This is a genomic window from Motiliproteus sp. MSK22-1 (genome assembly GCF_001968815.1).
In the GTDB taxonomy this organism is placed as follows: Bacteria; Pseudomonadota; Gammaproteobacteria; order Pseudomonadales; family Balneatricaceae; genus Motiliproteus.
Genome location: NZ_MIEQ01000022.1, coordinates 69,277 through 88,039, shown reverse-complemented (window position 1 = coordinate 88,039; position 18,763 = coordinate 69,277). Strand labels below are relative to the sequence as shown.

At 48.3% G+C, this 18,763-nt stretch carries 15 protein-coding genes and 5 tRNA genes; all 20 read right to left on the bottom strand.

What is annotated here, in order from left to right; all coding sequences use genetic code 11:
* Positions 1 to 10: 10 nt before the first annotated feature.
* Entirely contained in the window at positions 11 to 481 is a 471-nt protein-coding gene (gene rpsG, locus BGP75_RS03565) for a 30S ribosomal protein S7 (RefSeq protein WP_076715207.1), read from the bottom strand.
* Positions 482 to 643: 162 nt separating this feature from the next.
* Positions 644 to 1,018 (bottom strand): 30S ribosomal protein S12, encoded by a 375-nt coding sequence (rpsL, locus tag BGP75_RS03560; RefSeq protein WP_076715205.1) that lies wholly within the window; start codon positions 1,016 to 1,018, stop codon positions 644 to 646.
* Between the two features lie 213 nt (positions 1,019 to 1,231).
* Positions 1,232 to 5,449, bottom strand: a complete 4,218-nt coding sequence (gene rpoC / locus BGP75_RS03555) for a DNA-directed RNA polymerase subunit beta' (protein WP_076715202.1) — start codon at positions 5,447 to 5,449, stop codon at positions 1,232 to 1,234.
* A gap of 73 nt (positions 5,450 to 5,522) precedes the next feature.
* Positions 5,523 to 9,602, bottom strand: a complete 4,080-nt coding sequence (gene rpoB, locus BGP75_RS03550) for a DNA-directed RNA polymerase subunit beta (protein ID WP_076715199.1) — start codon at positions 9,600 to 9,602, stop codon at positions 5,523 to 5,525.
* 332 nt (positions 9,603 to 9,934) lie between these two features.
* On the bottom strand, positions 9,935 to 10,306 hold the full coding sequence (rplL, locus tag BGP75_RS03545; protein WP_076715196.1) for a 50S ribosomal protein L7/L12: 372 nt from the start codon (positions 10,304 to 10,306) through the stop codon (positions 9,935 to 9,937).
* Positions 10,307 to 10,370: 64 nt separating this feature from the next.
* A complete protein-coding gene (gene rplJ, locus BGP75_RS03540; RefSeq protein ID WP_076715193.1) occupies positions 10,371 to 10,865 on the bottom strand; it encodes a 50S ribosomal protein L10 in 495 nt (164 codons plus the stop codon).
* 286 nt (positions 10,866 to 11,151) lie between these two features.
* Positions 11,152 to 11,847 (bottom strand): 50S ribosomal protein L1, encoded by a 696-nt coding sequence (gene rplA / locus BGP75_RS03535; RefSeq protein WP_076715190.1) that lies wholly within the window; start codon positions 11,845 to 11,847, stop codon positions 11,152 to 11,154.
* The gene (gene rplK / locus BGP75_RS03530; protein ID WP_076715187.1) at positions 11,847 to 12,281 is read right to left on the bottom strand and encodes a 50S ribosomal protein L11; all 435 of its coding nucleotides are present in this window, start codon (positions 12,279 to 12,281) and stop codon (positions 11,847 to 11,849) included. The genes rplA and rplK overlap by 1 nt, the downstream gene beginning before the upstream one ends.
* A 185-nt stretch (positions 12,282 to 12,466) precedes the next feature.
* Complete coding sequence (gene nusG, locus BGP75_RS03525; protein ID WP_076715185.1) at positions 12,467 to 13,000, bottom strand: transcription termination/antitermination protein NusG; 534 nt, start codon at positions 12,998 to 13,000, stop codon at positions 12,467 to 12,469.
* A gap of 11 nt (positions 13,001 to 13,011) precedes the next feature.
* Positions 13,012 to 13,380, bottom strand: coding sequence for a preprotein translocase subunit SecE (secE, locus tag BGP75_RS03520; RefSeq protein WP_076715182.1), 369 nt, complete (start codon positions 13,378 to 13,380; stop codon positions 13,012 to 13,014).
* A gap of 128 nt (positions 13,381 to 13,508) precedes the next feature.
* Positions 13,509 to 13,584 (bottom strand) — tRNA-Trp (locus tag BGP75_RS03515).
* 80 nt (positions 13,585 to 13,664) lie between these two features.
* Entirely contained in the window at positions 13,665 to 14,888 is a 1,224-nt protein-coding gene (gene tuf / locus BGP75_RS03510; RefSeq protein WP_076715180.1) for an elongation factor Tu, read from the bottom strand.
* A gap of 165 nt (positions 14,889 to 15,053) precedes the next feature.
* A tRNA-Thr gene (locus BGP75_RS03505) sits at positions 15,054 to 15,128 on the bottom strand.
* 21 nt (positions 15,129 to 15,149) lie between these two features.
* Positions 15,150 to 15,224, bottom strand: a tRNA-Gly gene (locus BGP75_RS03500).
* Between the two features lie 34 nt (positions 15,225 to 15,258).
* A tRNA-Tyr gene (locus BGP75_RS03495) sits at positions 15,259 to 15,342 on the bottom strand.
* Between the two features lie 58 nt (positions 15,343 to 15,400).
* Positions 15,401 to 15,476: transfer RNA gene (locus tag BGP75_RS03490), tRNA-Thr, on the bottom strand.
* Positions 15,477 to 15,502: 26 nt separating this feature from the next.
* The gene (locus BGP75_RS03485) at positions 15,503 to 16,135 is read right to left on the bottom strand and encodes a hypothetical protein (RefSeq protein WP_143820969.1); all 633 of its coding nucleotides are present in this window, start codon (positions 16,133 to 16,135) and stop codon (positions 15,503 to 15,505) included.
* Positions 16,136 to 16,339: 204 nt separating this feature from the next.
* Complete coding sequence (locus BGP75_RS03480) at positions 16,340 to 17,107, bottom strand: type III pantothenate kinase (RefSeq protein WP_233152832.1); 768 nt, start codon at positions 17,105 to 17,107, stop codon at positions 16,340 to 16,342.
* On the bottom strand, positions 17,104 to 18,090 hold the full coding sequence (birA, locus tag BGP75_RS03475; protein WP_076715174.1) for a bifunctional biotin--[acetyl-CoA-carboxylase] ligase/biotin operon repressor BirA: 987 nt from the start codon (positions 18,088 to 18,090) through the stop codon (positions 17,104 to 17,106). Before birA ends, BGP75_RS03480 begins: the two co-directional genes overlap by 4 nt.
* Complete coding sequence (locus tag BGP75_RS03470; protein WP_369832097.1) at positions 18,090 to 18,629, bottom strand: dihydrofolate reductase; 540 nt, start codon at positions 18,627 to 18,629, stop codon at positions 18,090 to 18,092. Before BGP75_RS03470 ends, birA begins: the two co-directional genes overlap by 1 nt.
* Between the last annotated feature and the right edge of the window lie 134 nt (positions 18,630 to 18,763).

The following is an 18,763-nucleotide window of genomic DNA, read 5'->3' as shown; positions in this document are numbered from 1 at the left end:
AATCCTCTTCTTAGAAGCGGTAGTGGGAGAAAGCTTTGTTAGCTTCTGCCATGCGGTGAACATCTTCACGCTTCTTAACCGCAGCGCCGCGACCTTCAGCAGCGTCTGCCAATTCGCCAGCCAGGCGTAATGCCATGGACTTTTCGCCACGCTTACGAGCCGCATCTACCAACCAGCGCATAGCCAGGGCACCGCGACGAGCAGGGCGAACTTCTACAGGCACCTGATAAGTGGCACCACCAACACGGCGAGACTTAACCTCAACCATTGGCTGTACTGATTCAAGTGCCTTTGTGAATACTTCCAGAGGATCTTTGCCGGTACGCTCCTGGACTTTGTCCATGGCGCCGTAAACAATACTCTCGGCTACAGATTTCTTACCGCTGACCATCACGTGGTTCATGAATTTTGCCAGCGTTTGGTTGCCAAATTTAGGATCTGGCAGGATTTCGCGTTTCGCGACAACTCTTCTTCTAGGCATGATAAGCCCCTTATTTAGGTCTTCAGGATAGTTCAGGATGCACCTACAGGGCACCTGACCTTACTCTTATCGTCAGTAGCAGCTACATTTTATATCTGTGTACTAAAATCAAGCTCACATCAACAACAGTGCAAATCTACGTCAGAGCACAGCAGGTTAAGCTTATCCCTTAGGACGCTTAGTACCGTACTTGGAACGACCTTGCTTACGATCACTAACACCAGAAGTATCCAACGCACCACGAACAGTGTGATAACGAACACCCGGCAAGTCTTTTACTCGTCCACCACGGATCAGAACAACAGAGTGCTCTTGAAGGTTGTGACCTTCACCGCCGATGTAAGATGTTACTTCAAAACCATTTGTCAGACGTACACGACATACCTTCCGCAAAGCCGAGTTAGGCTTCTTGGGGGTAGTGGTGTAAACCCGAGTGCAAACACCGCGACGCTGAGGACAAGCCTGCAGAGCAGGAACATCACTTTTAGCGACCTGGCGCTTACGAGGCTTACGAACCAATTGGTTAATTGTAGCCATTCAGCTTACTCCACGCTTTTGTTAAAAAAGCTCATAACAAAGACAGGATCAAATTAGACCCTGCCACGAAGGGGCGAAATTTTAATCATCTCACCCACGATAGTCAACAAGATACGAGCGCTTTGTTAGCTAAAAGCCAAGTATCAGCGGTTCTTGTTGAAAAAAGCAGGGGCAAGTACAAAGTACTTGCCCCAAACAGCCATAAACCAGAAATTAACGCTCTGAATTCAGGGCCTCTGCCAATGCTTGCTGTATCTCTTCTGCACTGACAGTCGGTGTTGTTGCTTCCTGTTGGGAATCCTTACGCTTACGCTTGCGATCCGCATGATAAGCCAGACCGGTACCGGCCGGAATCAAGCGCCCAACAACAACGTTTTCTTTCAGTCCGCGCAGGTAATCCTTCTTACCGGTAACCGCGCCTTCTGTCAGAACACGAGTAGTCTCTTGGAAAGAGGCCGCCGAAATAAAGGATTCAGTCGCCAGCGATGCCTTGGTAATACCCAACAATACCCGCTCGTACTGAGCTTGCATCTTGTCTTCGGCAAGCGCTTGTTCGTTGGCTTCCAGCATCCGATTATATTCAACCTGCTCGCCCTTGATCAGGACAGTGTCGCCACCAGCAGTGATATCAACCTTTCTAAGCATCTGACGAACAATCACTTCGATATGTTTATCGTTAATGATTACACCCTGAAGGCGGTATACGTCTTGAATCTCAGAGGTGATGTAGTTGGACAAAGCTTCTACACCAAGAATCCGGAGAATATCGTGAGGGTTATAAGGTCCATCAGAGACTATTTCACCCTTGTTGACTTGCTCTCCTTCAAACACGTTCATGGTACGCCATTTGTGAATAAGCAGCTCATAAACGTCGCCTTCACTCGGAGTTATAACCAGACGACGCTTACCTTTAGTCTCCTTACCGAAACTAACGGTACCGGATATTTCAGCCAGAATCGCGGGTTCTTTTGGCTTACGCGCTTCGAACAAATCGGCAACACGAGGCAAACCACCGGTGATATCCTTGTTACCAGCGCTCTCTTGAGGAATACGAGCGATAACATCACCCACTTCCACATTCGCGCCACTCTCAACATTCAACAATGCTGAAGCAGGCATCAGGTATTGTGCAGGACTACCAGAACCTGAAAGTGTCAGCTCATCACCGTTGCCGTCAACAAAAGAGACCATTGGACGCAGATCTTTACCCGCAGCAGGGCGATCTTTTGGATCCAGAACTTCAATGTTGCTAAGTCCTGTCAACTCATCCGTTTTACGGTTGATGGTGATGCCATCTTCCATTCCGGTAAATACAGCCTTACCACTGACTTCGGTAATGATAGGATGCGTATGCGGATCCCAGTTTGCAACAATATCGCCGGCATTTACACTGGAACCATCCTTAACGCTCAGCACTGAACCATAGGGCAGTTTATAACGCTCACGCTCACGTCCGTGCTCATCGGTTACACCAAGCTCACCGGAACGGGAAGTGGCAACCAGTGAACCATCCTTGCGCTCTACAAACTTGAGGTTATGAAGTCGGATAACTCCGCCATTTTTTACCTGAATATTGTCAACAGCTGCCGCCCGCGATGCCGCACCACCGATGTGGAAAGTACGCATGGTCAGCTGGGTACCAGGCTCACCAATCGACTGAGCAGCGATAACCCCAACGGCTTCACCTTGGTTAACCAGGTGTCCACGACCCAGATCACGACCATAGCAGCTAGCACAGACACCATGACGAGTTTCACAGGTGATGGCTGAGCGCACCAGAATTTCATCCACTGAAGAGAGCGTCTCGTCTTTTTCAAGACGCTCAACCCAGGACTCATCAATCAGTGTTCCGGCAGGAATAAGAGTTTCGTCCGTAACAGGATCGACAACATCACCCGCTACCACACGACCCAGAACCCGTTGTCCCAAAGGTACAACTACGTCACCACCTTCGATTAAAGGAGCAATGGTCAAACCCTGATCAGTACCACAATCAACCTGAGTGATAACCAAATCCTGTGCAACGTCTACAAGACGACGAGTCAAGTATCCGGAGTTGGCGGTTTTCAGAGCGGTATCAGCCAAACCTTTACGAGCGCCGTGAGTCGAAATAAAGTACTGAAGTACGTTAAGACCTTCACGGAAGTTCGCAACAATCGGCGTTTCGATGATCGAGCCATCCGGCTTCGCCATCAGTCCACGCATACCACCTAACTGACGCATCTGAGCCGCACTACCCCGTGCTCCGGAGTCAGCCATCATATAAACCGAGTTGAATGACTCATGCTCGACATCATTACCATCTTTGTCTTGAACAATATCGACCTTAAGCTCAGACATCATCGCTTCGGTAACCTTCTCATTGGCACGGGACCAAAGGTCAATCACCTTGTTGTACTTTTCGCCTTGAGTTACCAGACCTTCAGAGTACTGAGTTTCAATCTCTTTAACTTCAGCATCAGCTTCGCTAATAATGGCTTTTTTAGCTTCAGGAATAACAAAGTCATTAACACCAACAGAAGCACCGGAGCGAGTTGCGAAAGCAAATCCCATATACATCAACTGATCGGCAAAAATAACCGTTTCCTTCAGACCACAACGACGATAGGCTTCGTTCAGCAGTCTGGAAATAGCCTTCTTCTTCATTGGCTGGTTTACCATATCAAACGGTAAGCCAGCAGGAACGATCTCAAACAATAAGGCCCGGCCAACAGTCGTATCGACAATTCGAGTAGACTGACTGGAACCACCATGAATACCGTGTACGGTTTCACTGATGCGAACTTTAATCTTGGCCTGCAGATCGACTTGTTTAGCCCCGTAAGCACGATGCACTTCATCGATATCAGAGAAGGCGATGCCTTCACCTTTCGCACCAATGCGCTCACGAGTGGTAAAGTATAAGCCCAGTACAACGTCCTGAGACGGAACAATAATTGGCTCGCCGTTGGCTGGTGAAAGGATGTTGTTGGTAGACATCATCAATGCACGAGCTTCTAACTGGGCTTCCAGCGTCAGGGGTACGTGTACCGCCATCTGGTCACCGTCAAAGTCAGCGTTGTAAGCGGCACAGACCAATGGATGGAGCTGAATAGCCTTACCTTCAATCAGCACTGGCTCAAATGCCTGGATGCCCAGACGGTGAAGCGTCGGTGCCCGGTTCAGCATCACTGGATGCTCACGGATAACTTCAGCCAGGATATCCCAGACTTCAGCTGTTTCCCGCTCGACCATTTTCTTGGCAGCCTTGATCGTAGTCGCCAGACCACGCAATTCCAGCTTGGAGAAAATAAAAGGCTTAAACAGTTCCAGCGCCATCTTCTTTGGCAGACCACACTGATGCAAACGCAAGTAAGGCCCTACTACGATAACCGAACGTCCGGAGTAGTCGACTCGCTTACCCAACAGATTCTGACGGAAACGACCCTGCTTACCCTTGATCATGTCTGCCAAAGATTTCAGAGGACGCTTGTTCGAGCCCGTTATTGCACGTCCACGACGGCCGTTATCCAACAGGGCGTCAACAGATTCTTGTAACATCCGCTTTTCATTACGGACAATAATATCTGGAGCACTCAGCTCCAACAGACGCTTAAGACGGTTATTACGGTTGATCACTCGACGATAAAGGTCGTTAAGGTCAGAGGTCGCAAAACGTCCACCGTCCAAAGGTACCAATGGTCGTAAATCGGGTGGAAGAACCGGCAGCACTTCCATAATCATCCACTCTGGCTTGTTGCCGGAGTTGACAAACGCTTCCATTAGTTTCAGACGCTTGGAAACCTTCTTAATCTTGGTTTCCGAACTGGTGTTAGGAATTTCTTCCCGCATGCGTGCTATTTCACCATCAAGGTCCAGAGCCAACAAAAGCCCTTGGACTGCTTCAGCACCCATTTTTGCGTCAAACTCATCGCCAAACTCTTCAAGCGCTTCAAAATACTCTTCATCGTTCAGAAGCTGACCCTTTTCCAGAGTCGTCATGCCTGGCTCAACCACTACGAACGACTCGAAGTAAAGCACACGCTCGATATCCCTTAGGGTCATATCCAACAATAGACCAATACGGGAAGGGAGTGACTTCAGGAACCAAATATGAGCAACCGGACTGGCAAGCTCAATATGCCCCATACGTTCACGACGAACTTTCGCCAGTGCAACTTCAACGCCACACTTCTCACAGATTACACCACGGTGCTTCAGGCGCTTATATTTACCGCAGAGGCATTCATAATCTTTTACCGGGCCAAAAATTTTGGCACAGAACAGGCCTTCACGCTCAGGCTTGAAGGTCCGGTAGTTGATAGTCTCAGGCTTTTTAACTTCGCCGTAGGACCAGGAACGGATCATTTCCGGCGAAGCCAGTCCTATACGAATAGAGTCAAACTCTTTCGTTTGACCTTGTGACTTCAACAGGTTAAGTAAATCTTTCATCGGCTGCAGCTCCTTACGGAGTTATCTGAATGAGGAGCCCAGGGGCTCCTCAACCACGGGATAACTATGACGCTTATTCGTTTTCCAGTTCAATATCGATGCCGAGTGAACGGATCTCTTTGACCAGTACATTGAAGGATTCGGGCATACCCGGCTCCATGCGATGATCGCCATCCACGATGTTTTTATACATCTTGGTTCGACCATTCACGTCGTCCGACTTAACGGTGAGCATTTCCTGTAGGGTATAAGCGGCACCATATGCTTCCAGTGCCCACACTTCCATCTCTCCGAAGCGCTGACCACCAAACTGGGCTTTACCACCCAATGGCTGCTGAGTAACCAAACTATAAGAACCAGTTGAACGGGCATGCATCTTGTCGTCAACCAAGTGGTTCAGCTTCAGCATGTACATGTAACCAACCGTTACCGGGCGATCAAATGCGTCACCTGTGCGTCCATCGTACAAGGTTACTTGACCACTTTCGTCGATTCCGCCCATAGCCAAGAGCTTCTTGATCTCGACCTCAGAAGCACCATCAAAAGCAGGTGTGGCCATTGGCACACCATTACGCAGATTACCTGCAAGCTCCAGGAACTCAGTGTCATTCAACGCATCAAGATCTTCTTTTCTACCATCGCCGACTTCATTATAAATTTCATGAAGTAGCTCTCGGATTTTTCGAACTTCAGCCTGAGCTTCAAGCATCTCGTTGATGCGATCACCCAATCCTTTGGCTGCGGCGCCAAAGTGAGTTTCCAAAACCTGGCCAACGTTCATTCGAGAAGGAACACCCAGTGGGTTCAGTACGATATCAACAGGACGCCCCTTCTCATCGTAAGGCATATCTTCCACCGGCATAATCGCGGAGATGACACCTTTGTTACCGTGACGTCCAGCCATTTTGTCACCCGGCTGAATTCGACGCTTAACGGCAACATACACTTTAACAATTTTCAGAACACCTGGTGCCAGGTCATCACCTTGCTGCAGCTTACGCTTCTTATCTTCGTACTTGTCATCCAATTGCTGACGACGCTCTGCCAACTGTTCTTGCGCACGATCAAGCTGTTCCAGCAACGCTTCATCCGCGACACGGATCTTGAACCATTCAGAGTGCTGCAACCCCTGCAGATAATCTTCCGTAAGGACATCTCCCTTACCCAGATTAGGACCACCGTTGACGGTTGCCCCTACAAGAGCTCTTTGCAAGCGCTCAAACGTCGCAGTTTCAACAATACGGAACTCATCATTAAGGTCTTTACGAACGGATGTCAGCTGCTCTTCTTCAATCTGAATCGCACGCTTGTCCTTTTCAACACCATCTCGAGTAAAGACTTGCACGTCAATAACAGTACCCTTGGTACCCGTTTTGACTCGTAGAGATGTATCTTTTACATCAGAGGCTTTTTCACCAAAGATAGCACGTAACAGCTTTTCTTCCGGCGTCAGTTGAGTTTCACCTTTTGGTGTTACCTTACCTACCAGAATATCACCAGGACCAACTTCTGCCCCAATGTAGACAACACCAGATTCATCGAGTTTTGACAGCGCACCCTCACCGACATTAGGAATATCAGAGGTAATCTCTTCTGATCCCAGTTTGGTATCACGAGCAACACAGGTCAATTCTTGAATGTGGATAGTTGTGAAACGGTCTTCTTCAACAACACGCTCAGAAATAAGGATAGAATCCTCAAAGTTGTACCCATGCCAAGGCATAAAGGCAATACGCATGTTTTGACCCAAGGCCAACTCACCCATATCTACAGAAGGACCATCAGCCATGATGTCATTGCGTTCAACCAAATCACCAACTTTCACCAACGGACGCTGATTGATACAGGTGTTCTGGTTGGAACGGACATATTTGGTCAGGTTGTAAATATCAACACCTGCCTCACCGGCTTGTAACTCTTCATCTCTGACTCGAACAACAATTCGGCCTGCGTCAACAGATTCGACTTCACCGCCACGACGAGCAACCACACAAACCCCGGAGTCACGAGCTACGTTACGCTCCATACCAGTACCCACGAGTGGCTTCTGAGCCTTCAGCGTTGGTACCGCCTGACGTTGCATGTTTGATCCCATCAAGGCCCGGTTTGCATCATCGTGCTCCAGAAATGGAATCAGAGATGCCGCAACCGAAACGACCTGACGAGGAGATACGTCCATATAGTTGACGCGCTCTGGAGCCATTACGGTAAATTCGTTCAAATAACGAACGGCAACCAGATCTTCAATTAATTTGTTATCGGCATCCAACGTGGAGTTGGCTTGCGCGATAACGCGCTCGGCTTCATCGATGGCAGACAGATATTCGATATCGTCGGTTACCACACCATCCACAACCTTACGGTATGGACTTTCCAGGAAGCCATAACTGTTTGTCCGGGCATAGGTTGCCAGGGAGTTGATTAAACCGATGTTTGGACCTTCAGGTGTCTCGATTGGACAAACACGACCATAATGAGTCGGGTGTACGTCTCGAACTTCAAAACCGGCACGCTCACGAGTCAATCCACCAGGCCCTAACGCAGATACCCGGCGCTTGTGAGTAATCTCGGACAACGGGTTATTCTGGTCCATAAACTGAGACAACTGGCTGGAACCAAAGAACTCTTTAACGGCTGCTGCGACAGGCTTGGCATTGATCAGATCCTGAGGCATAAGACCGTCTGATTCAGCCATGGACAGACGCTCACGAACAGCCCTTTCTACCCGAACAAGACCTACTCGGAACTGGTTTTCAGCCATTTCACCAACGGAACGGACACGACGGTTACCCAAGTGATCGATATCATCAACGATCCCCTGACCATTGCGGATCCCAATAAGGGTTTTCAGAACTTCGATAATGTCGTCGCGATCCAGAGTCCCCTCGCCAACAATATCTTCCCGTCCAAGACGACGGTTAAACTTCATTCGTCCTACTTCGGACAGGTCATAACGATCAAGACTGAAGAACAGGTTATTGAATAGTGCTTCGGCTGACTCTTTGGTTGGTGGCTCACCAGGACGCATCATCCGGTAGATTTCCACCAATGCCTCCAGTTGATTGCTAGTTGGGTCGATGCGCAGAGTAGAAGACATAAACGGACCGCAATCAAGATCGTTTACATAGAGAGTCTGCAATGATTCAAAGCCGGCATCGAACAGGCTGTCCAAAATTTCCTGAGTAATTTCAGCATTGGACTCAACGATAATCTCGCCGGTAGCCGGATGCACCATATCTGAAGCCAGTGTCTTGCCAACAAGATACTCGCGCGGTACCTCCAACTCGGTAATATTTGCCTTTTCAAGGCTACGAATATGGCGGGCAGTAATACGACGGCTTTCTTCAACGACAACATTGCCATCGGTATCTTTCAGGTCAAAGCTGGCTGTCTCACCACGCAAACGCGCCGCAACCAGTTTCAAATGAACCTTATCTCCCTTTATAAAGAAGCTGTCGGTATCGAAAAATGTATCCAGCATATCTTGAGCCGTCAGGCCCAGAGCACGAAGCAGGATTGTCGCAGGTAATTTACGGCGACGGTCAATACGGACAAAAACGTTGTCTTTAGGATCAAATTCAAAATCCAACCACGAACCACGATAGGGGATTACGCGGGCAGAATGGAGTAACTTACCGGAGGAGTGAGTCTTGCCCTTATCATGATCAAAGAACACACCCGGAGAACGGTGAAGCTGAGAAACGATAACACGCTCGGTACCATTGATTACGAAAGTACCGTTATCAGTCATCAGGGGCATTTCGCCCATGTAAACTTCTTGTTCCTTGATGTCCTTAACCGCTTTTGTGGAAGAATCGCGATCATAAATAATCAAGCGAACCTTTACGCGCAGCGGGGCAGCATAGGTAACACCACGCAACTGACACTCTTTCACATCAAAAGCTGGCTCACCTAAACGGTAACCCACATATTCCAATGCTGCGTTTCCTGAATATGAAACAATCGGAAATACGGATTTGAACGCAGCGTGTAAACCGACTTCTTTCTTATCATCTGCTGATGTCGTACCGGTTTGTAAAAACTTGCGGTACGAATCGATCTGGATGGCCAGCAGGTAAGGCACATCCATTACGTGAGGCAATTTACCGAAATCCTTTCGGATACGCTTTTTCTCTGTGAACGTGTAAGCCATCAGCATTCCCCAGCTTGTGCACCGATTTTGAAGATAACATGCAAATTCATGCGATCGTTACCAGAAACCAGATTTGGTTTCTCATACAAGGCTTAAAATAAGCCTTTAACTTAATAGCCCGCGATAAAAAACCGCCAGGACTCTTTTTCTTGACCGTTAGCGTAACCTGAGATAAAGACTTCTATTAAACCTTCGGGTTCAACAAAAAACTTCCTTTATTTCTTAGTAGGTTACCTATTGTATAACGGCAAAAAGGCCGGTGATCTAGAATCACCGGCCATCCGCGTAATTTTAACTATTACGCTGTGCTGTGCGCCATAAGCGCGAAGCCACTATTTAACTTCAACAGTCGCGCCAGCTTCTTCCAGAGCTGTCTTAAGCTCTTCAGCTTCTTCTTTGCTAACGCCTTCCTTAACAGGAGCAGGAGCGCCGTCAACAACACCTTTGGCTTCTTTCAAGCCCAGGCCAGTTGCTGCACGAACAGCCTTGATAACGTTAACTTTCTTGTCACCAACAGAGGCAAGAATAACGTCAAATTCAGTTTGTTCTTCAGCAGCAGCACCGCCTTCAGCACCACCGGCAACAGCAACAGCTGCAGCAGCAGAAACGCCGAACTTTTCTTCCATAGCGGAAACCAGCTCAGCAACATCCATTACAGACATTTCAGCGATAGCGTTGATGATATCTTCTTTAGTCAGAGACATGATTTAAATCCTGATATTCTATAGAGCCAATAGCTCGTTAAAATCTTTAACCAAACGGCCTGAATTAGGCTGCTTGCTGTTCTTTGTCGTCGCGAACGGCCGCAAGTGTGCGAACCAGCTTGCCAGCGGAAGCTTCTTTCATAACGCTCATCAGCTTGGCGATAGCTTCATCGTAAGTCGGCAGGCTTGCCAATACTGCGATATCAACTTTTTCGCCTTCGAAAGCAGCCGCTTTCAGCTCAAGCTTTTCATTTCCCTTAGCGAACGCCTTCAGGATGCGCGCACCGGCACCTGGGTGTTCTTTAGAGAAAGCTATAATGCTAGGACCTACAAAAGTGTCTTGCAGACATTCGTAGGTAGTGCCATCAAGCGCACGACGTGCCAAGGTGTTACGAACAACTCGCAACCACACACCGTTTTCACGCGCTTGTTTACGTAGCTCTGTCATATCAGTAACAGTTACGCCACGAGAGTCAGCTACAACAGCTGACAGAGCACCTTTAGCAGCTTCCTGGACTTCAGCGACGATCGCTTTTTTGTCTTCGAGTCCTAATGCCACGATATACTCCTGGATTCAAGCTGAAACTCTATTGAGTCAAACAGCTTCATTACCTTTTTCCCCTCCTTAGTCAGGAGAGAACCAAGCACGATGCAGGATCCAGCAAAAAAATCTGAATCGGGTCACCGTCTGCGCAGGAAATTAAGAAAATCGCTCCTGTAAAGAAGCAATATCACCTGCGGTCTTTGACAGTCTTCGCTAAAACGAAGACCCCAAAGTTTTTGGCAGTGGTTTTGCCAGATTTGGCAAAACCACTCCGAGCCCCTGCCGAAGCCGGGACTAATAATTAGATATTCAGTGAAGACTGATCAACAATGATCCCAGGCCCCATTGTCGTGGAGAGGGTCACTTTTTTCAGATAAACACCTTTGGAAGAAGCTGGCTTCAGCTTTTTAAGATCAGCAACCAGAGCTTCCAGATTCTGCTGAACAGCAGCAGCATCAAAACCAACCTTACCCAAAGAACCGTGAACAATACCGTTCTTATCAGTACGAAAACGAACCTGACCGGCCTTAGCATTTTTAACAGCAGTCGCCACATCAGGAGTTACAGTACCAACCTTAGGGTTAGGCATAAGTCCACGAGGTCCTAGAATCTGACCCAGTTGACCAACTACACGCATAGCGTCAGGCGTAGCAATAACAACGTCAAAGTTCAGATCACCACCTTTAACCTGCTCGGCCAGATCATCAAAACCGACAACATCTGCCCCAGCAGCCGTTGCAGCTTCTGCATTTGCGCCCTGTGCGAAAACAGCTACACGGACATCTTTACCAGTACCGTTTGGCAGTACGGTAGAACCACGTACAACCTGATCTGATTTACGAGGATCAACACCCAGATTTACAGAAACGTCGATGGACTCTTTAAATTTAACCGTAGAGATTTCAGTCAGCAGATTTACTGCTTCGTCAACGGAATACTGCTTGCCAAGCTCAACTTTTTCAGCGATAGCCTTGGCACGTTTAGTCAACTTAGCCATTACTCTACACCCTCCACGTTCAAGCCCATGCTACGAGCACTTCCAGCGATAGTACGAACAGCCGCATCCATGTCGGATGCAGTCAGGTCAGCCATCTTCGTGGTAGCAATTTCTTCTAGCTGAGCACGGCTCACAGTTCCAACCTTTTCAGTATTGGGACGGCTGGAACCACTCTTCAGGCCTGCTGATTTCAACAACAAAACAGACGCTGGAGGAGTCTTGGTAATAAATGTAAAGCTGCGATCAGAATAAACAGTGATCACAACAGGAATTGGCATACCTGCTTCCATGGATTGTGTAGCCGCATTAAATGCTTTGCAGAATTCCATGATATTGACACCATGCTGACCCAATGCTGGACCAACTGGAGGACTTGGGTTTGCTTTACCAGCTGCAACCTGCAGCTTGATATAAGCTTCTACTTTCTTAGCCATAACACTCTCCAAATGGGTGCAAACGCCTTTCAGCTCCCCGTTAACACTATCTATCTAAAAACAAGCTATAAAACTATCAATCTACAGCACTATCCATTCAGGACAATAGCGATCAAAACAAAATACTGGCTACGACAAAACAGCAGATGGCATCAGCTATCTACTGTCCTTGTCCAATCAGACAACTAGTCTTTCTCTACCTGAATAAAATCCAGCTCAACCGGGGTAGAACGACCAAAAATCAACACTGCCACTTGCAGGCGACTCTTCTCGTAATTAACTTCTTCAACAACACCACTAAAGTCAGCAAAAGGCCCATCAATAACACGAACCATTTCACCCGCTTCAAACAATGTTTTCGGCCGTGGCTTATCAACACCAGCTTCAACGCGCTGCAAAATAGCATCAGCTTCTTTTTCAGTAATCGGCGCCGGCTTATCTGCTGTACCACCAATAAAGCCTAATACCCGGGTAGTACCCTTGACCAAATGCCATGAAGCGTCATTCATCTCCATCTGCACCAGGACATAACCAGGGTAAAACTTACGCTCGCTCTTACGCTTTTGCCCTTCGCGCATTTCAACAACCTCTTCGGTAGGCACTAAAATATCACCGAAAAGATCCTGCATTTCATGCAGTTCAATACGTTCCTTCAGCGAACGCATTACATGCTTTTCATAGCCTGAATAAGCATGAACGACATACCAACGTTTGCTCACGAAAGAACCCCTTAGCCTATAACACCTGAAACCAACCAGCTCAACAATGAGTCAATTGCCCAAAGCAATATACCCACGATTAAGACAACCACAACAACAATAGCTGTTGTCTGAACCGTCTCTTGCCGGGTCGGCCAGACGACCTTACGAATTTCTGTTTTGGCTTCTTTGAACATGTCAAAGAATGCCTTTCCTTTAGTTGTTTGCAGCGCCAATAAACCAGCCACAGCAGCAACAACCAACAAAGCCAGCACGCGATACAACAGCGACTGGTCTGAATAATAAGAATTACCTATGACGCCAGCAGCAACTAGCAGCGCCACTACAATCCATTTCAATGAATCAAGCTTGGATTCACTGGAATCAGCTTTCGCATTCATGCGACGGGGCCTCTATACAGACAGAGCCGACAGAAATATCGACTCTAGGACGGTTGCCAACTTATCCCCTGAAGCCTTACCCAGAAACCTTTCCTCAAGCATCCAGCTAAAACTTGCGACTAATAAGTTGGCAGGCCAGGAGGGACTCGAACCCCCAACCTGCGGTTTTGGAGACCGCTGCTCTGCCAATTGAGCCACTGGCCTGTCACAATGGGACGCAGATTATAGCCACGCCCCATACTCATTGCAACAGTCTTTTTCAGACCATCGCAAAAAACCCCTATTTACTCAACAATCTTAGCGACCACACCTGCACCAACGGTACGACCACCTTCACGGATTGCGAAGCGCAACCCCTCATCCATGGCGATAGGAGCGATAAGATTCACAGTCATCTGGACGTTATCACCCGGCATAACCATCTCAACGCCTTCTGGAAGCTCACAAGCACCGGTTACGTCAGTAGTACGGAAGTAGAACTGAGGACGATAGCCTTTGAAGAATGGAGTGTGACGCCCACCTTCATCCTTACCCAGAACATAAACCTCAGCCTCAAAATGAGTGTGAGGCGTGATGGAACCTGGAGCAGCCAGTACCTGACCACGCTCTACTTCGTCACGCTTAGTACCACGCAGCAGAACACCAACGTTCTCACCAGCACGGCCTTCGTCAAGAAGCTTACGGAACATCTCAACACCAGTACAGGTCGTCTTGGTAGTGTCTTTGATACCTACGATTTCAACTTCTTCACCAACCTTAACGATACCGCGCTCAACACGACCGGTTACAACAGTACCACGACCCTGAATAGAGAACACATCTTCAATAGGCATGATGAATGCGCCGTCGATTGCACGCTCAGGCTCAGGAATGTAGCTGTCCAGAGTCTCAACAAGCTTCTTAACAGCTGTTGTACCCATTTCGTTGTCGTCCTGACCGTTCAGAGCCATCAGAGCAGATCCTGGGATGATTGGAGTGTCATCACCTGGGAATTCGTACTCAGACAACAGATCACGCAGCTCCATGTCAACCAGCTCAAGCATTTCTGCGTACTCTTCGCTGTCAGCACCGCCACAGTCTTCAGCCAGCAGGTCTGCTTTGTTCAGGAAGACAACGATGTAAGGTACACCAACCTGACGGGATAGCAGGATGTGCTCACGAGTCTGAGGCATCGGGCCATCAGTCGCGCCACAAACCAGGATAGCGCCGTCCATCTGTGCAGCACCGGTGATCATGTTCTTAACATAATCGGCGTGTCCTGGGCAGTCTACGTGCGCGTAGTGACGATCAGGAGAATCATACTCAACATGAGAAGTCGCGATGGTGATACCACGCTCACGCTCTTCAGGAGCATTATCAATCTGAGCAAAGTCTTTCATCTCACCACCCCAGACTTCCGCACATACGCGAGTCAGAGCAGCAGTCAGAGTAGTTTTACCATGGTCAACGTGTCCAATTGTACCTACGTTGACATGGGGCTTATTACGTTCGAATGTTTCCTTAGCCATAACATCTCTCCGAAAAAATGAAGACAATATTCAATTAAAACGAAACCTTTTATCAGCACCGCGCAAAGAACATCAAATGCCACAACGCCAGATACAGCAACGTCAGATGCAACAAAGGGCAGATATATTGCTATATCTGCCCTTATAAAATCACTGCCTATGGAATGGAGCTCCAGGGCGGAATTGAACCGCCGACCTCACCCTTACCAAGGGTGTGCTCTACCCCTGAGCTACTGGAGCACAATTCCGTAGATAGCGTACTGGAGCGGGTAGGGGGAATCGAACCCCCATCATCAGCTTGGAAGGCTGAGGTGATAGCCATTATACCATACCCGCATTGACTCGATAAAAACCGAACCTGATTGACCAATGGTGGTGAGGGGTGGATTCGAACCACCGAAGCTTGCGCGTCAGATTTACAGTCTGATCCCTTTGGCCACTCGGGAACCTCACCAAGCCGTTGATCATATGAGCCTTTGATTTCAAAAACAAGACTCAACCTAACTATAAGATGGTGCCGGCACCAAGAGTCGAACTCGGGACCTACTGATTACAAGTCAGTTGCTCTACCAACTGAGCTATGCCGGCACTGCCTAAGTCAGGAGGCCGAAATCTTACTCAGGGTCCTCTGCGGATGCAACCCCTTTACACACTTTTTTTTCACTTTTTAGCTCTGGGTTGGTCGCTATGAGTTCGCCAATCGAACTATCACTGAGAGCCCGCGAGCCATTATGGCTCACTTCAATTACAAAAACCGAAGATTTATAGCTGACTTCAAAAATCTTTGCGGGGTGATTTTGCTCCAGCAATGCACTCAATAAGGCCTGCGCTAACTCCTTATTTGAGTAGCGCCCCAGTGACAGCTCGCCCTTGAGCTCTCCCCGCTTAATCAACGATACTTCCAAACCACTATTACGCAACTCTGCCTGAAGCCCCTGACGCTGCTGAAGATCCTCTGGTGACTTTACATAAACCCAGTAGTCAGGCTCATTCCGCTCAACGGATCTAATGCTGGACTCCACACCGTCAGGTAACCTGGCCTGCTGGAATCGTACAGCCGCTGATTTATTACTAAAATCACCAATCCGGAAACAAGCCTGTTCAAGCTCAGCTCCCACTTGCTCCGTCACACCGGGAGCTGGGCTCGACTTTCGCTGTCGCAGCTTAACAGGGATTTCAGATAACAATTTTACTGGCTTTACATCCACACCAGCCAATTCAGAGCGACCAGACAAGCGATCGCGCATATTCAACTCTTGCTGAAACCATGCAAAAAGCGCCAAATTCACTAGCAGCAGTATTAAGAAGAACCAGCGCAACAATTTATCTCCCTTGGATTTGTACTGGAGCAGCCTTCCACTCTTTCTTTCGAAGACAACATCTTATACCGGAACCAGTTAAGTTTAGAATCTATATAATCAAGAACTCGCCGGACTCAGAGCGTTTTCCCATCATGGCAATACATAAGAAAGACCTTCAATAACCAGATCCTGCCTTAACTGCCCCACCCCAGCAGCCGCTATAAACTCCGCACCGTCACCACCAGCAACAATCAGTTGTGACTGCTCCCCCAGCACCAAACGATAATCCTTGCGGACACGCTCAGCCAACGCACACAACAACAGACAAACTCCATGCTCAACCGACTCATCCGTACCGATTCCAGGTGCACAGTTACCCCAGCCACCATTGGGATTGTCAACCAGAATACGCTCGGTGTTGCTAAGCAATCCCTGCCGCATAAGGCGCTTGCCAGGCATAATATAGCCACCTAGATGAGCCCCATTATCGTCCACATAATCAATGGTAATAGCACTGCCACAATCAACGATACAGCAGGAACTCTGATGGAGGTTATAGCCTGCAATCATTGCCAGCCAGCGATCGATTCCCATCCGGCTTGGATCCTCATAGCTATTACTAACCCCTGCTGCCTGCGCAACGGTTCGTGCCACTTCCACTGTTACCCCCCAGGAATCCAGACTCCATTCGGAAATCGCAACTTCCTGCTCCTGCCCTGCCACTGAGGCCAGACGGACCCGAGCCGGAGGCTGCTCACCACAGCAACCCAAGAACAGCTGCCGGTCCAACTCTGCGGTTGGAATTCGTCCCTTATTCGTCCCATAGCGCCATTTTACAAAGGTATTACCAATATCCAGATCCAAGGATTGATCAGCGGCTACTTTTACGGAGCGATTTTTTTTTACATTTTTTATCACTGCTGTAATCTCAAACTAAGCTCGCCACCATGAAAGGCCTGAATACCATCCTCTGTTTTTAGTTGCAGCGCCCCTTTTTCATCCACCCCCTGCTCAACCCCCTGCAATTGCTGGTTTTGAGTCTGCAAAACAACTTTTTGACCCAAAAATGCATCTCGCTTCATCCAGTTCTCACGAAACGGCTCAAACCCCTGGACTGAAAACCGCTGAAGAGCGGGGATCAATTCATTTAGAATTTCTGCCAACAGATAATTACGATCCGCAGATTCACTGGCCGGAATGCTCATCGCCCTCTTAACGTCTGTCCATGGCTGATCAATGCGATCGGCGTCATTATCTGACATTGATACGTTGATACCGGCACCAATCACTACCTGACAGACTCCCGATGCATCCCCAGTCATCTCCAGTAACACACCGGCTAGCTTTTTCCTGTCATGCAATAAGTCGTTAGGCCACTTCAACGTAACATCCTGAACTCCATAGTTTTCCAATCCCTTACTTATCGCCAGACCAACAGCCAGACTCAGCCCTTCAAGAGCTGCGGCACCTTCTGTAAAGGTCCAGCTCAGTGAAAAGTAGAGATTGCGTGCAAAAGGACTAACCCAGCTCCGACCCCGACGCCCTCGACCGGCCGTCTGACATTCCGCCAAGTATAAGTTACCCTGCTTTCGCCCCTGAGAAACCCCATCCAGTGCCAGGGCATTTGTCGATCCAGTGCTAAGCTGTAACTCAACCGTTTGCAGCTCGGCTGCGGCCTTTCCACTCAGATGACTCGCAAGCCGCTGTGTGCAGAGTAAATCAAGCCCTCCGGGCACCCGATACCCCCGACCCTTGACTGAGTAATGATCAACACCAATTTCTTGCAACTTCTTCAATTGCTTCCAGACAGCGCTACGACTGACTCCCATTTGGGATCCCAACTGCTCACCTGAGTGAAACTCACCGTCGGAAAGAATTTCGAGTAATTGCTGAAGACTCATTAAGCCGTGCTCTTTCGATTAAATACAAGAAAGCTGTAATTATAGGGATTGACATCATCGGATTTGAAACTCTTAGATCCAACCTGTTCCCAATCCTGACTATTTAACGCCGGAAAGTAAGCGTCTCCATCCACTTGATGATGGACCTGAGTTAAATAAAGCCGTTCTGTTAAGGGTAGCGCCTGCTCATACAACTGAGAGCCACCGATAACCAGGGCCTCATTCCAACCATTGATAATCGATAAAGATTCAGCTTTCTCGATTGCTGCCTGCAGATCATGCACGACGTCAACCCCATTGAACGAATATTCCAAATTACGAGTCACAACGATGTTGGTCCGTCCGGGAAGCGGGCGGCCAATAGACTCAAATGTCTTGCGTCCCATAATAATCACTTTTCCCATTGTGACGGATTTGAAGTATTTAAGATCTTCAGGCAAGTGCCAGGGAAGTTTATTATTACGTCCAATCACACGGTTTTCAGATTGCGCGACAATCAATGCCAGTTTCATGTTTTTCCCAATTTTATTTGTACTCACCACCAGGATCCTAAGCACATAACAACACTTAAGGGCTGCGACACCTAAACTTCGCAGTGTATTCGCTTCAACAGGTTCCTGGCAACGACTGATCTCGTAACAATCAGTTGGCAGTAACCAGCCTGGCAAAACAG